Genomic DNA, 14,743 nt, shown 5'->3' on the forward strand with positions numbered 1-14,743 from the left:
GGGCGGATCCGCAGGACGGAACGCAGCGCGGCCGCGCCGGACAGGTCCACCGGACCCGTTTCCGTGCGCGCCGTACTCGTTTCGGTGTCGATGGCCGTACCTCCCCGTGGTCACTGCTCGAAGCACTCTAACGGGCGGCAGCAGCTCACCGTGGCTGCGCTCATCCGGGTGGCGCGAAAATGAAGGTGTTTCGCATATGCTCGCCAACGGTTAGGTTGCTGGCGTGATCGTCGAACGCAGCGCACTGCACGAACGCCTTGACCGCGCGACCAGTCGGCTGGAAACGCCGCTCGCCGTGGTCGACCTGGCCGCCTTCGACGCGAACGCCGCCGCGCTGTCGGTGCGTTCGGCCGGGAAGCCGATCCGGGTCGCCAGCAAGTCGGTACGGGTCCGCGCCCTGCTCGAGCGCGTGCTCGCCCGCCCCGGCTGGTCCGGCGTGATGGCGTACACCCTGCCGGAGGCGATCTGGCTGGTGCGCAGCGGCGTCACCGATGATGTGCTCGTCGCGTACCCGAGTGTCGATCGGACCGCGATCGCGGAACTGGCCGCAGATCCGCGACTGGCCGCCGCGATCGCCATCATGGTCGACGACCCCGCCCACCTGGACGTGGTGGACGCCGTCGCCGCGCCGGGCGGGCGCCCCGACATCCGCGTCTGCCTGGAGCTGGACGCCTCCTGGAAGCCGGCCGGCCCGCTGCACATCGGGGTCCGGCGCTCACCGGTCCACTCCGCGGCGCAGGCCGGTGCGCTCGCCGCCAAGCTGGTCAAGCGGCCGGGCTTCAAGCTCGTCGGCATGATGGCCTACGAGGCGCAGATCGCCGGCCTCGGCGACAAGCCTCGCGGTCAGGCCGTGCTGGCCCGCGGCATCCGGATGATGCAGCGCCGCTCCCTGCCCGAGCTGCTCAAGCGCCGGATGGCCGCGGTGCGGGCCGTCCGCGAGCACGCCGAGCTCGAGTTCGTGAACGGCGGCGGCACCGGCAGCATGGCGGCCACCGCCGCGGACCCGTCAGTGACCGAGGTCGCCGCCGGCTCCGGACTCTTCGGCCCGACGCTGTTCGACACGTACCGTAACTGGCAGCCCACGCCGTCGGCGTTCTTCGCACTCTCGGTGGTCCGGCGGCCCGCGCCGCGGATCGCGACGGTGCTCGGCGGCGGCTGGATCGCCTCCGGGCCGACCGGGCCGTCGCGGCAGCCGATGCCGTGGTTCCCCGAGGGCCTGCGCCTGCGCGGCGACGAGGGCGCCGGCGAGGTGCAGACGCCGCTGATCGGCGCCGCGGCGGACGAGCTGCGGCCCGGCGACCGGGTGTGGTTCCGCCACGCCAAGGCCGGCGAGCTGTGTGAGCACGTCAACGAGGTGCACCTCATCGACGGCGACACGGCCGCGCCGGCCCCGACGTACCGGGGAGAGGGACATGCGTTCCTCGGTTAGCGCCTCACGCCGGAACGTGACGGTGCAGGTACTCCCTGATGAGCGCCTTGGCCTCGGTGAGCACGGCCTCGTCGCCCGTCACGTCGCGCCGGAACGCCAGCTTGATCAGCGCGTCCGACGCCTCGACCGCGATCAGCAGCGCGAAGCGCAGCCGCGCCCGGTCCATCAGCTGGAACTGGTCGACAAGCAGCTCGGCGAGCCGGTCGGCGATGACCGCGTTGTTGTCCCGCTCGGCGTCGAGCAGATGCAGGTCAACCACGTCGCCGAAGTGCAGCGTGCGGAAGCCCGGCACGCTGCGGTGCATGTGAATGTAGGCGTCTATCGCCGCATCGACGCCGTCCCACCAGTGAGCGAACGTCTCGTTGGCGAAGCGTGCCGACAGACTCTGCAGGTACGCGTCCATGTTGCGCATGGCGAGGGCCTGGACGATGGCCCTCTTGTCGGGGAAGAACTGATATACCGAGCCGATGGCGACCTCGGCCCGCTCGGCGAGCAAGGTCGTGGTCAGTCCTTCGTACCCGACCTCGTCCACGAGCTCGGCGCAGGCGTCGAGCATGCGCTGGACCCGGGCAACGCTTCTGCCCTGCACCGGAACCCGGCGCAGTGGTCCGGTGGTGACGGTTGGTGTCGACACGCGTCGCCACTCCCTCTCAGCAGTATTAATCGGAACGTTACTCGGATCAACGAGCGAGAAGCATCGACGGGACGCCGACGACACCCGGCATTCCCGGTTTTGTGCGACTGTCCGCTCGTCGGGAGGACTCAGCCGTAATGACCAGTGACAACTCAACCCCCGTAGCCGCGCGTCACTGGCGCAATTGGGGCGGCAACCAGGAGTCCGTCGCCGTCGAGGTGTTGACCCCTGGCAGCGTCGACGAGGTGGCGGCCGTCGTCAAGGAGGCGTCCGCCACCGGACAGAAAGTCAAGGCCGTCGGCAGCGGACACTCGTTCACCGACATCGCGGTCGCCGACGACCGCCGGCTCCTGCTGCATCGCATGGGCGAGCTGGTGGAGATTTCCGGAAATCTGGTCACGGTCCAGGCCGGGATGCCGCTGCACCGGCTGAACCAGATCCTGGCGGAGAACGGCCTGGCGATGCCCTATCTGGGTGATATCGACCAGCAGACCGTCGCCGGCGCGATCTCCACCGGTACGCACGGCAGCGGCCGAAACCACTCGACCCTGGCCTCCTGTGTGGAGTCCGTGACACTGGTCACGGGCGCCGGTCAGGTGCAGAAGATCGACTCGGCCTCGCCGCACTTCCCCGCCGCGCGGATCGGCCTCGGCGCCCTCGGCGTGCTGGTCGAGGTGACCCTGCGCTGCGTCGAGGCGTTCACGCTGCTCGCCGACGAGCGGCCGATGCGCCTGGTCGACGTGCTCGACGGGCTGGACGAGCAGATCGCGACAAACGACCACGTCGAGTTCTACTGGTACCCCTACACCGACCGGGCCCAGCTCAAGCGCAACAACAAGGTGCAGGCCTCGGACCGGCCGCTGTCGCGGTTCCGCGGCTGGCTCGACGACGAGTTCCTGGCGAACACCGTCTTCCAGGGCGTCTGCCGGCTGGGCCGGGCGATCCCCGCCACCGTGCCGGCGATCAGCGCGGTCTCCGCCCGCGCCCTGACGGCCCGGACCTACACCGACCGCTCCGACCGGGTCTTCTGTACGCCGCGCCGGGTCCACTTCACCGAGATGGAGTACGAGATCCCCCGCGAGTGCCTGACCGAGGTGCTCTCGGCCCTGCCGAGGATCATCGAGCGGCTGCCGTTCAAGGTGCAGTTCCCGGTCGAGGTGCGGTTCACCGGCCCGGACGACGCCTGGCTGTCGCACGGCTACGGCCGCGACTCCGCCTACCTCGCCGTGCACCAGTTCAGCGGCAGCGAGTACGAGCCGTACTTCCGGGCCTTCGAGGCGGTCTGCGAGCCGCTGGGTGGACGCCCGCACTGGGGCAAGCTGCACTACCGGGACGCGGAATCGCTGCGCCGGGCGTACCCGAAATTCGGCGACTTCCTGGCCGTCCGCGACCAGCTCGACCCCGGCCGGGTCTTCTCCAACGCCTACCTCGACCGCGTGCTGGGGGCCTGAGGAAAAAAGTTATCCACAGGCCCATCCACAGGACTACTCGGCGTTGGCCCTGGCCTTCGCCGGGGTGGCCTTCTTCGCCGCCGGGGAGGCGTTGGCGGCACGCTTCGCCGGGGTGGCCTTCTTGGCGGCGGCCTTCTTCGCCGGCGCCTTCTTCGCGGCGGTCTTCGCCGGCGCGCCCTCGGCTCCGGCGGCCGCCTTCTTCGCGGGTGCCTTCTTGGCGGCCGCCTTCTTGCGCGGCGCCGGGCCCTTCGCGCGCTTCTCGGCGAGCATCTCGGAGGCCTGCGCGACGGTCAGCTCCTCGGGCGTCTGCCCGCGGCGCAGCGAGGCGTTGAACTCCCCGTCCGTCACGTACGGGCCGAAGCGGCCCTCCTTGATCACCATCGGCTTCTCGGTGAGCGGGTCCGGGCCCATCTCGCGCAGCGGCGGGGCCGCCGCGCGGCGCTGCCGCAGCTTCGGGGCGGCGAGCAGCGCGAGCGCCTCGTCCAGGGTGACGGTGAAGAGCTTGTCCTCGCTCTCCAGCGAACGGAAGTCCTCGCCGCGCTTCACGTACGGCCCGTAGCGGCCGTTGGCCGCGAGGATCTCCACGCCCTCCGGATCCTTGCCGACCGTGCGCGGCAGCTCCAGCAGCCGCAGCGCCTGCTCCAGGGTCAGCGTGTCCGGCGTCTGCGTCTTGAACAGCGAGGACTTGCGCTCGCCGCTGGAGACGTACGGGCCGTAGCGGCCGGACTTGAGCTGCACCGGCTCGCCGGTCGCCGGGTCGTCGCCCAGGCTGCGCTCGCCGCCGCCGCCGAGGAAGAGCTCGTTGACCTTCTCGGGGGTCAGCTCGTCGGGCGCGACACCCTCGGGGATCGAGACCCGGTCCTCCGGCGCCTCCTCGGTGGTCTCGGGCAGCGCCCGCTGGAGGTAGGGCCCGTAGCGGCCCACGCGGACCACCACGTTGCGGCCCGAGTCGTCCTTGAAGAGCTGGATCGAGTTGACCGCGCGGGCGTCGATCTCGCTGAGGTTCTCGGTCACCATCTTCTTCAGGCCGCCGGCCTTGGCGATCGAGTCGTCCGCGCCCAGGTCGCTGCCGAAGTAGAAGGAGGTGAGGAAGTCCAGCGCCGCGTGGTCGCCGCCGGCGATGTCGTCGAGCTGGGTCTCCATCGCGGCGGTGAAGTTGTAGTCGACAAGCCGCGGGTAGTGCCCCTCGAGCAGGCCGACGACCGCGAACGCGATGAACGACGGGATCAGCGCCTGGCCGCGCTTCTCCACGTACCCGCGGTCCTGGATCGTCCGCATGATCGACTCGTACGTCGACGGGCGGCCGATGCCCAGCTCCTCCAGGGCCTTGACCAGCGAGGCCTCGGTGTAGCGGGCGGGCGGCGAGGTGTGGTGGCCGACCGCGTTGAGCTCCTCGGGCGTCAGCGGCTGGTCCTTGACCAGGTTCGGCAGGCGGTGCTCGGTGTCCTCGGACTCGGCGTTCTCGTCGTCGGACGACTCGACGTAGGCACGCAGGAAGCCGGGGTCGGTGATCGTCTTGCCGCTGGCGCCGAAGTCGGCCTCCTCGCCAGCGGTGGAGACCGCCCGGATCCGCACCGAGACGGAGTTACCGACGGCGTCGGTCATCTGCGAGGCGACCGTGCGGCGCCAGATCAGCTCGTAGAGCTTGAACTCGTCGGCCGACAGCTCGCCGGCGACCTCGCCGGGTGTGCGGAAGTTGTCGCCCGCGGGGCGGATCGCCTCGTGCGCCTCCTGTGCGTTCTTGACCTTGCCCGTGTAGCGGCGGGGCTGCGGCGGCACGTTGTTCGGGCCGTACAGGTCGGCGATCTGGCGGCGGGCCGCGGTGATGGCGGTCTCGGACAGGTTCACCGAGTCCGTACGCATGTAGGTGATGTAGCCGTTCTCGTACAGCCGCTGGGCCGTGCGCATCGTCTGCGACGAGGAGAAGCGCATCTTGCGGGCGGCTTCCTGCTGCAACGTCGAGGTGATGAACGGCGCGTACGGCCGGCGCCGGTACGGCTTCTCCTCGACCCGGGTGACCGTGAACGGCCGGTCCTCGAGGCGCGCCGCGAGCCCGCGGGCCCCGTCGCCGTCGAGGTGCACGACGCCGGCGCCGGGCTTGACCCGGCCGGTCGTCGGCTCGAAGTCGCGGCCGGTGGCGATCCGGTCGCCGTCCAGCGCGATGAGCGTCGCCTGGAAGTTGCGGGTGCCCTCGACCTTGCCCTGCACCGAGAGCTGAGCGTTGATGTCCCAGTACTCCGCGGAGCGGAACGCCATCCGCTGCCGCTCGCGCTCGACAACGATTCTCGTCGCCACGGACTGGACACGCCCGGCGGACAGGCGGGGCATCACCTTCTTCCACAGGACGGGGCTGACCTCGTACCCGTAGAGACGGTCCAGGATGCGCCGGGCCTCCTGCGCGTCGACCAGGTCCCGGTCGATCTCGCGCGGGTTGGCGACGGCGGCCTGGATGGCCGACTTGGTGATCTCGTGGAAGACCATCCGCTTGATCGGGACCTTGGGCTTGATCGTCTCGACCAGGTGCCAGGCGATGGCCTCGCCCTCGCGGTCCTCATCCGTCGCGAGCAGGATCTCGTCGACTTCCTTGGCCAGCTTGGTCAGCTTGGCGATCTGCTGCTTGCGGTCGGAGGAGACGACGTAGAGCGCCTGGAAGCCGTTGTCGACGTCGACGCCGAGCCGCGCCCACGGCTCGCCCTTGTACTTGGCGGGGACGTCGGCGGCGTTACGCGGCAGATCGCGGACATGGCCGAAGGAGGCCTCGACGAAATAGTCGGGCCCCAGATAGCCGGCGATCGTCTTGGCCTTCGACGGGGACTCGACGATGACCAGACGGGTCGTCCTGGCTTTCTCCGGCACGGCGCTCCCATACTTTCCACTCGCTCGGCGTTCCGTCGCGGACGACGGACGTGCGGACGTTCAACGTAACGCGCCGGACGAGCTGACATTCCCCGGGCATGCAGAAGTCGGATGGTAACGGTCCGGCCACCGCATGCGTCCGACGGCGACACCGTACACCGGGAACACGGCGTCGTGTCGTACACAATCGGGGAAGATCATGCACTCGCGCCGCCCGGCCACAGCCGTTCGGGCGCCGCCGCGGGCCGCTCCCCGACCAGTTCCGCGAGGCGCGCGAGGCGCCTGCGACCTGCGATCACGTAGGCAGGACCGGCCTGGATCGTGCCCGCGAGCCCGGCCCGGGTCAGAGCGGCATCGGTCGCCTTGTCAAGAAAACCGTCGGGATCCAGACCAAGTGCGTATCCCTGAGGGCGCGGCTCGCCCGCCGCCGCGACCCAGAGCCGCAGCCGCGGCCCGCCGAGGAAGAGCTTGTCGGCGGCCGGCGGCCAGGCCCGGGCGAGCGCGTTCAACCTGCTGCTGAACGCGGTCCGGACCTCGAAAGCGACGGTACGGGGCTCAGCGTTCTCCTTCTTACCTACCGGCGCCTCCGCGAGGTCCTCCACGGGGCGCTCCGGCATGGGCGCGTCCGGCGGGTCGGCGGCCACCGGCTCCGCCGCGGGGACGTCCTGTGGATCGGCGGCCATCGTCTGCTCCACCGGCTCCGCCGTGAGCTCGGCGACCGGCTCGTCCCGTTCCTCGCCGGTCACCGGCGCCCAGTTGACCACCAGGCCGCGCGCGACCAGCTCGTCGACCAGCACGTGCACCCGCCAGGCGGCGTCGACCCGGACGCAGACCCGCGCCGTACCGCCCATCCGGTTCAGCCGGCCCGGGCCGGCGAGCAGGCCGGCCAGGTCGAACAGCGACGGGTCCGCCGCCTCGACCCCGAAGATCGACAGCTGCCGCCCGGCCGGCACGGTCGTGACCGCGCGCCGCCGGCCGCGCTGGGCGGGCTGAACCGGCGCGGGCAGCACCTCGCGCGGAATCAGCGGCCAGCCGGGTTCGGCCATGATCAGCGGGGCTCCATCATCGGCACTCGGGCGCCTCGTCGAACGCCTTCTTGAGCTCCTCGGAATCCAGCCGGCTGGTGTCCAGCTCACTCGCCCGGTATTCGGTGTTCAGGACCTCCACGACCGACGCGACCTTGGCGTAGAAGTCCTTGGACGGGCTGGTCGCGAGCGCCTCGACCCCCGTCTTGGCCCGCCCGTACGCGTCGCGCATCGCGCTCAGCGAGGCGGTGAAGCCCTCCGCGACCTCCTGGCCCTCGTCGACGTCGGGCACGCCGGCCCGCTGCACGCCGGCCCGAGCCTTCTCGCTTGCCGACTCCGCGCCGCCGAAGAGCCGCATGAGGTTCTCCTTGGCCTGCGCCGGCGTCGTCTCGGCGGTCATCTGTTGCTGGGTGCGGGTCGCCAGGGTGCCGATCTCGCTGCGCCAGGGCGATAGCACCGTGCAGACCGACGCGGCCCAGGCACGGGGTGCCGGACCGCCGGCGCAACCACCCAGTGTCACGACGAGCGAAAGAACGATGAGTGAGGATGCGGAGCGGGCCGTGCGCATGGATTGCAGCGTACGGCCATCACGCGGCGGAGGGCACCCGGCGAGTGCCGGGCGCCCTCCTGTACGTCGATCCAATCAGGCGCTGATGCGCTCCGACTGGGTTTCGGCGGCCGGGGTTTCCTCGCCCATCGAGATGGGCTTGCGCTTGCTCCAGACGACCGCGCCCGCCACGATCAGCGCCGCGACGACCGCGAGCGTGATCCGCGCCGCGTTGTTCTGCTCGGTGCCGATGCTGAGGGTGATCACGGCAGGCGCGATCAGCAGCGACACCAGGTTCATCACCTTGAGCAGCGGGTTGATGGCCGGGCCGGCGGTGTCCTTGAACGGGTCACCCACCGTGTCACCGATGACCGTCGCGGCGTGCGCCTCGGAGCCCTTGCCCCCGTACGCGCCATCCTCGACGAGCTTCTTGGCGTTGTCCCACGCGCCACCCGAGTTGGCCAGGAAGACGGCCATCAGGGTGCCCGCGCCGATCGCACCGGCCAGGTAGGAGGCCAGCGCGCCGGCGCCGAGGCCGAAGCCCACCGCGATCGGCGCCAGGATGGCGAGCAGACCGGGGGTGAGCAGCTCGCGCTGAGCGTCCCGGGTGCAGATGTCGACGACCTTGCCGTACTCGGGGCGCTGGGTGCGTTCCATGATGCCCGGGAACTCGCGGAACTGGCGGCGAACCTCCATCACGACCGCGCCCGCGGAGCGGGAGACGGCGTTGATCGCCAGGCCGGAGAAGAGGAACACCACCGCGGCGCCGATCAGCAGGCCGACCAGGTTGCGCGGGTTGGAGATGTTCAGCATGTTGAGGATCTCGGTGCCGATCCGGTCGGGCGAGATGCCCGCGTCCGCCAGCGACGACTGCAGGGTGTTCGTGTAGGAACCGAACAGCGCCGTCGCGGCCAGCACGGCCGTGGCGATCGCGATGCCCTTGGTGATCGCCTTGGTGGTGTTGCCGACCGCGTCGAGCTCGGTCAGGATCCGCGCGCCGTTCTCGTCGATGTCGCCGGACATCTCCGCGATGCCCTGCGCGTTGTCGGAGATCGGGCCGAACGTGTCCATCGCGACGATGACGCCGACCGTGGTCAGCAGGCCGGTGCCGGCCAGCGCGACCGCGAAGAGCGACAGCGTGATGGACGTGCCGCCGAGCAGGTACGCGCCGAACACGCCGGCGCCGATGAGCAGCGCCGAGTAGACGGCCGACTCGAGGCCGACGCTGATGCCGGCCAGCACGACGGTTGCCGCGCCGGTCTGCGACGACTTGCCGATGTCCTGCACCGGGCGCTTCTCGGTCTCGGTGAAGTAGCCGGTCAGCGCCTGGATGGCGGCGGCCAGCACGATGCCGATGACCACGGCGCCGATCGCGACCCAGCGCGGGTTGGCGCCGCTGGCGATCACGTCCGCGTCGATGCCGGCGTCGGCGCCGAAGCCCGCGAAACTGTCCGGGAGCTTGACGAAGCTGACGACCGCCACGATGACCGCGGAGAGCAGTGCCGAGATGTAGAACGCCCGGTTGATGGCCGTGAGGCCGTTCTTGTCCGAGGCCCGCAGCCGGGTGATGAAGACACCCACGATCGCGATGACCACACCGACCGTCGAGATGATCAGCGGGAAGATCAGACCGTCCGGGCCGAACGCCGCCTGGCCCAGGATCAGGGCCGCCACCAGCGTGACCGCGTACGACTCGAAGAGGTCGGCCGCCATGCCGGCGCAGTCGCCGACGTTGTCGCCCACGTTGTCGGCGATCGTCGCGGGGTTACGCGCGTCGTCCTCCGGGATGCCCTGCTCGACCTTGCCGACCAGGTCGGCGCCGACGTCGGCGGCCTTGGTGAAGATGCCGCCGCCGACCCGCATGAACATGGCGAGCAGCGCGGCGCCGAAGCCGAAGCCCTCGAGCACGGTCGGCGCGTCGTTGCGGTAGATCAGCACGACCAGCGCGCCACCGAAGAGGCCGAGGCCGACGGTGAGGAAGCCGACCACGCCGCCGGTGCGGAACGCGATGCCCATCGCCTTCTCGCGGCCGCCGGACTCGCCGGCCGCCGCGGCGACACGCAGGTTGGCCCGCGTGGCGAGCGCCATGCCGGCGCCGCCGATGAACGAGCTGAAGACCGCGCCGACGATGAAGAACAGCGACCGGCCGATCTTCACCGCGGTTTCGCTGTCGGTGTTGTGCACCGGCAGGAGGAACAGCAGCACGACCGCGATCACCACGAAGATGGCGAGGGTCTTGAACTGCCGGAACAGGTACGCGGACGCGCCTTCCTGCACCGCCCCCGCGATTTCTTGCATGTTTGTCGTGCCGCGACCGGCAGCGAGCACCGACTTGACGAAAACAGCGGCGAACGCCAGCGCCACCAGCGCAAAGGCGATCGCGACGATGACATACGTGACGTTTTCACTGCTTAGGGACACCCCGCCGCTTTCCGCGGCGAGATATACGGAGGTCCCGGACATCAATGTCCTCCTGTACGCCGAACGCACCCGACAGCGGACGAAACCGCGGGCGCACTCCCTGCTCGGGGAGACGACACCCGGGCCCGCGGAACGCGGGACCAGGGAGCAGTAGCTGATTACCGGCGTACTGTATCGGCCAGACGTGTCAGTGGTCACACCCGGATCCGGCCGTGTCGTGGTGATGTTTACCGCTGTGTTAGCGGTTGGCGCGGGAATCGGTTACGGCCTAGGCTCCGCTACTTGCCCGGGTGTCACCGCGCCCCGCGCCCAACATGGATTTCCGCAGACTTTTTCACCCGCGCGGTCCCGCCCGTTCGAGGTCAGCGGCGGTGCACGGGCCAGACCATGCGGACCTCGGTGCCGGCGCCCTCGTCGACCGGGCGCACCTGAAGATCGTCGACGAAGCCGGCCAGCAGCGCGAAGCCGACGCCGGTGGTCAGCGCCTCGTCGGTGAGCGACTCGTCGGCGAGCTCGTCCGGTGGCAACTTGGCCAGGCCGACACTCGCCTCGATCGGCGCGCGGTCGACGACCCGGACCGTGTAGGCGTCGGAGTCGGACATCTCCACCATGACCAGGTCCGGCAGGCCGTACTGGCGGTGCAGGGCGACCGCGCGGGTGCAGGCCTCGCCGATCGCCAGCCGGACCTCATCGAGAAGTTCCTCGGCGACACCGGCGCGCCGGGCCACCGCGACACCGACCAGCCGGGCGGTGCGGACATGCACCGGCGCGGGAGAGAACGACAGCCGAACCGTTGCCATCACGCCGACGGGTTGAGGTCGTCGCCATCTCCGGCCGACGTCGAGATGGCCGCCTCGACGGAGGGGAAGATCGGGAACACCTGGTCGAGCGCGGTGATCCGGAAGATCTTGAGCAGCGGTTCCTTCGAACAGACCAGGCCGAACGTGCCGTTCGCGGCGCGCAGCCGCTTCAGGGCGCCGACCAGCACACCCAGGCCGGTGGAGTCGAGGAAGTCGACGCGCGCGAGATCCACGACGACGTGCCGCGAACCGCCGTCGACCAACTCGACGAGGCGCTCACGCAGGCGGGGCGCGGTGTACACATCGACCTCACCGCCGACATCGAGCACCGTGTGCTCGCCGACAGCCCGGGTCGTCAGCGACAGCTCCATCGGTCCTCCTCCCTCGGGGTCAAGCCTTCAGGCAGCCGATCTCCACAGCGAATCTAACCACCGCCGGTCGGGGACCGCCGCGTCGGCACCTCCGTGGTACCCGTTTGAGGTTCGGGGTACGGCGGTGTCACAGTGCAGCACGTGACCACGACCGTCCCGGGCATTCCGGCCGCGCGCGGCGCGCCTCCCGGGCTCGGACCCGCCGAACTGCTGCACCGGCTGCGCGCCCGCGCCGTCGCACCGGCCGGCGGTTCGCCGCTCACCCACGTGCGCCGGGAACCCACCCGACCTGGGCGTACGACCTCCTGGCCCGGCTGGGCGGCGCCCGCGCTTGTCTCCGCGTACGAGGGTCTTGGCATCACGGCGCCGTGGGAGCACCAGGCCGCCGCGGCGGAACTGGCGCACGAGGGACAGCACGTCGTCCTGGCGACGGGCACCGCCTCGGGCAAGTCGATGGCGTACCAAATGCCCGGACTGACCAAATTGCTGATCGATCCGAGAGCGACGGTGCTGTATCTGTCGCCGACCAAGGCCCTGGCCGCGGACCAGTCGCGCGCGCTCTCCCGGCTGGGCCTCGACGGGGTGCGGCCGGCCACATACGACGGTGACACGCCGCGCGAGGAGCGCGAGTGGATCCGCCTGAACTCGCGGTTCGTGCTGACAAACCCGGACATGCTGCACCACACGCTGCTGCCGGCGCACACCCGCTGGGCCACCTTCCTGCGCCGGCTCTCGTACGTGGTGATCGACGAATGCCACACCTACCGGGGCGTCTTCGGCTCGCACGTGGCACACGTCCTGCGCCGCCTGCGCCGGCTGGCGGCCGGCTACGGCGGCGGGCCGACCTTCATCCTGGCGTCGGCGACCTCGGGCGACCCGGGCGAGGCGGCATCCCGGCTGACCGGCCTGCCGGTGACACCGGTGACCGAGGACGCGTCGCCGCGCGGGGCGGTGACGTTCGCGCTCTGGGAGCCGCCGCTGCTGCCCCCGTCCCTGGAATGCCCGTCCCTGGAAGACCCGTCCCTGGAAGACCTGGAGGTCGAGACCCCGCCCGTCCGCCGGTCGGCGCTGCGCGAGACAGCGGACCTGCTGACCGACGCGGTCGTCGCCGGCATCCGGACGCTGGCGTTCGTCCGCTCCCGGCGCGGCGCGGAGGTCGTCGCGACAATGACCCGGCGCGGCCTCGACGAGGCGGTACCGGGCCTGGGCGAGCGGGTGGCGGCATACCGCGCCGGCTACCTGAAGGAGGACCGGCGGGCCATCGAACAGGCCCTGCTCTCGGGCGAACTGCTGGCGCTGGCGTCGACGAACGCGCTGGAACTCGGCGTCGACCTGGTCGGCCTGGACGCGGTCCTGATCTGCGGCTACCCGGGCACGAGGGCGTCGCTGTGGCAGCAGGCGGGCCGCGCCGGCCGCGCGGGCGGCGAGGCGCTGGCGGTGCTGGTGGCCCGCGACGATCCGCTGGACACCTACCTGGTGCACCACCCGGAGGCGCTGTTCGGCCGCCCGGTCGAGGCGACGGTCATGGACCCGGCCAACCCGTACGTGCTGGGCCCACAGCTCTGCCGCGCGGCGTCCGAGGCGCCGCTGACGGAGTCGGACCTCGAGCTGTTCGGCGGCGCGCCCGCCCGGGTGGCCGCGGAGGCCCTGACGGCGTCGGGCGCACTGCGCCGGCGCCCGTCGGGCTGGTACTGGACGCACCGGGGCAGGCCGGAGGTCGACCTGCGCGGCACCGGCGGCGCCCCGGTCTCGGTGGTCGAATCGGCGACCGGCCGCCTGCTCGGCACGGTCGACCAGGGCTCGTCCCACGTGATGCTGCATGCGGGCGCGGTCTACCTGCACCAGGGTGCCTCCTATGTGGTGGACGACCTCGACCTGGAGGACGCGGTGGCCCTGGTCCGGGCGTCGGAGCCGGACTTTTCGACCCACGCCCGGGACGTGACGGAGCTGTCGGTGGTGTCGGTCCGCGAGTACGTGGATGCCGGCCCGGTGGGCCTGTTCCTCGGCGAGGTGGACGTGACCAACCAGGTGGTGTCGTACCAGCGGCGCCGCATCGGCTCGGGCGAGGTGATCGACACCCGGCCGCTGGACCTGCCGCCCCGCCAGCTACGCACGGTGGCGGTCTGGTTCACGATCTCGCCTCCTCTACTGGCGGCGTCCGGGGTGCGGGCACCGGACGTGCCGGGGTCGCTGCACGCGGCGGAGCATGCGGCTATCGGGCTGCTGCCGCTGATGGCCACGTGCGACCGCTGGGACATCGGCGGCCTGTCAACGGCGAACCACGCGGACACCGAGGCCCCGACGGTGTTCGTGTACGACGGGCACCCGGGTGGAGCGGGCTTCGCGGAACGCGCATACGGAACCGCGGCCGCCTGGCTGTCGGCGACCCGCAAGGCGATCGCGTCGTGCGGCTGCGAGACGGGATGCCCGTCCTGCGTGCAGTCACCGAAGTGCGGCAACGGCAACAGCCCGCTGGACAAAAACGGCGCAATCTCCGTCCTGGACGCGGTCCTAGGCGCCCTCCCAACCTGACCCGCCCGACGAAGAGAACTGGGCCCGACCGCGCAAGGCCGCACGGGGCAAACCCGAGCCGAACCCGCTCAAGCCGGGCCAGCCGGACCGGACCAAGCGAAGCCGGCCAAGCCGAGCCAGGCCGGGCCAGGCCGGGCCAAGCAGGGCCAAGCCGCGCTGGGCTGCGCTAGGTCGGGCTCGCCGAGGTCGAGCAGGGCAGGGTCACCCCGGCAAGGTGGGTCAGCCGGCTGGTGCGGTGATTGGGCCTGCTCGGGCGGCTGCTGTTGCCCGGCGGGTGAGGCCGGGTAGGGGCGTCACGGCCACCTCGACCTCGATCACGATGTCGAGGCCCTGTAGGTGGCACGAGGTCAGCCGGCCGCCGTTCGCGGCCACGAATTGTGCGGCTCTCCCGCACGCGGCCTCGCGGCCTTCGACCGCTCGGACCGCGCCGGCGAGGGCGCCGAGATCGGCCGCCGTCCGAGCGACGTGCCGGCCTGTTCGCGCCGCGCCGATCGCCGCCCCGGCGATGCCGGCCGCGACCAGCACCAGCCCGACCGCCAGCACGAAGATCGAAGCCGCCCCGCGATCCCGGCCGCATCGTCCCGGGCGGACTCGGCCGCATCTTCCCAGGCGGACTCGGCCGCAGCTTCCCGGGCGGACTCGTCCGTGCTCGTCATCGGCGCCGCAGGGCGGTTCGG

The 14,743-nt window shown here is 71.1% G+C and carries 11 protein-coding genes; 3 read left to right on the top strand and 8 right to left on the bottom strand.

Annotated features, from left to right (window positions below; genetic code table 11):
• The first annotated feature begins 223 nt into the window (after positions 1-223).
• Positions 224-1,429 carry an amino acid deaminase/aldolase gene (locus BJ971_RS37395; RefSeq protein WP_184998018.1) on the top strand — a complete coding sequence of 402 codons (1,206 nt, stop codon included), beginning with the start codon at positions 224-226 and terminating at the stop codon, positions 1,427-1,429.
• Between the two features lie 4 nt (positions 1,430-1,433).
• On the opposite strand, the gene BJ971_RS37400 is transcribed toward BJ971_RS37395, so the two are convergent.
• A complete protein-coding gene (locus tag BJ971_RS37400) occupies positions 1,434-2,063 on the bottom strand; it encodes a TetR/AcrR family transcriptional regulator (protein ID WP_184998019.1) in 630 nt (209 codons plus the stop codon).
• A gap of 137 nt (positions 2,064-2,200) precedes the next feature.
• Between BJ971_RS37400 and BJ971_RS37405 the strand changes: the two genes are divergently transcribed.
• Positions 2,201-3,514 (top strand): D-arabinono-1,4-lactone oxidase, encoded by a 1,314-nt coding sequence (locus BJ971_RS37405; RefSeq protein ID WP_184998020.1) that lies wholly within the window; start codon positions 2,201-2,203, stop codon positions 3,512-3,514.
• A gap of 33 nt (positions 3,515-3,547) precedes the next feature.
• On the opposite strand, the gene topA is transcribed toward BJ971_RS37405, so the two are convergent.
• From topA to BJ971_RS37435, 6 genes are all read right to left on the bottom strand, one after another.
• Complete coding sequence (topA, locus tag BJ971_RS37410; protein ID WP_184998021.1) at positions 3,548-6,370, bottom strand: type I DNA topoisomerase; 2,823 nt, start codon at positions 6,368-6,370, stop codon at positions 3,548-3,550.
• A gap of 197 nt (positions 6,371-6,567) precedes the next feature.
• A complete protein-coding gene (locus tag BJ971_RS37415) occupies positions 6,568-7,416 on the bottom strand; it encodes a hypothetical protein (protein ID WP_239087561.1) in 849 nt (282 codons plus the stop codon).
• Between the two features lie 16 nt (positions 7,417-7,432).
• On the bottom strand, positions 7,433-7,963 hold the full coding sequence (locus tag BJ971_RS37420) for a hypothetical protein (protein WP_184998022.1): 531 nt from the start codon (positions 7,961-7,963) through the stop codon (positions 7,433-7,435).
• Between the two features lie 75 nt (positions 7,964-8,038).
• Positions 8,039-10,405, bottom strand: a complete 2,367-nt coding sequence (locus BJ971_RS37425) for a sodium-translocating pyrophosphatase (protein ID WP_184998023.1) — start codon at positions 10,403-10,405, stop codon at positions 8,039-8,041.
• 320 nt (positions 10,406-10,725) lie between these two features.
• Entirely contained in the window at positions 10,726-11,166 is a 441-nt protein-coding gene (locus tag BJ971_RS37430; RefSeq protein WP_184998024.1) for an ATP-binding protein, read from the bottom strand.
• Complete coding sequence (locus tag BJ971_RS37435) at positions 11,163-11,534, bottom strand: STAS domain-containing protein (RefSeq protein ID WP_184998025.1); 372 nt, start codon at positions 11,532-11,534, stop codon at positions 11,163-11,165. Before BJ971_RS37435 ends, BJ971_RS37430 begins: the two co-directional genes overlap by 4 nt.
• Positions 11,535-11,675: 141 nt before the next feature.
• Between BJ971_RS37435 and BJ971_RS37440 the strand changes: the two genes are divergently transcribed.
• Positions 11,676-14,066 carry a DEAD/DEAH box helicase gene (locus BJ971_RS37440; protein ID WP_239087562.1) on the top strand — a complete coding sequence of 797 codons (2,391 nt, stop codon included), beginning with the start codon at positions 11,676-11,678 and terminating at the stop codon, positions 14,064-14,066.
• Between the two features lie 219 nt (positions 14,067-14,285).
• Here the strand turns inward: BJ971_RS37440 and BJ971_RS37445 are convergent, their stop codons facing one another.
• Positions 14,286-14,675, bottom strand: coding sequence for an Rv3654c family TadE-like protein (locus BJ971_RS37445; protein WP_275411382.1), 390 nt, complete (start codon positions 14,673-14,675; stop codon positions 14,286-14,288).
• Positions 14,676-14,743 lie beyond the last annotated feature (68 nt).

This window comes from Amorphoplanes digitatis (assembly GCF_014205335.1).
Classification (GTDB): domain Bacteria; phylum Actinomycetota; class Actinomycetes; order Mycobacteriales; family Micromonosporaceae; genus Actinoplanes; species Actinoplanes digitatus.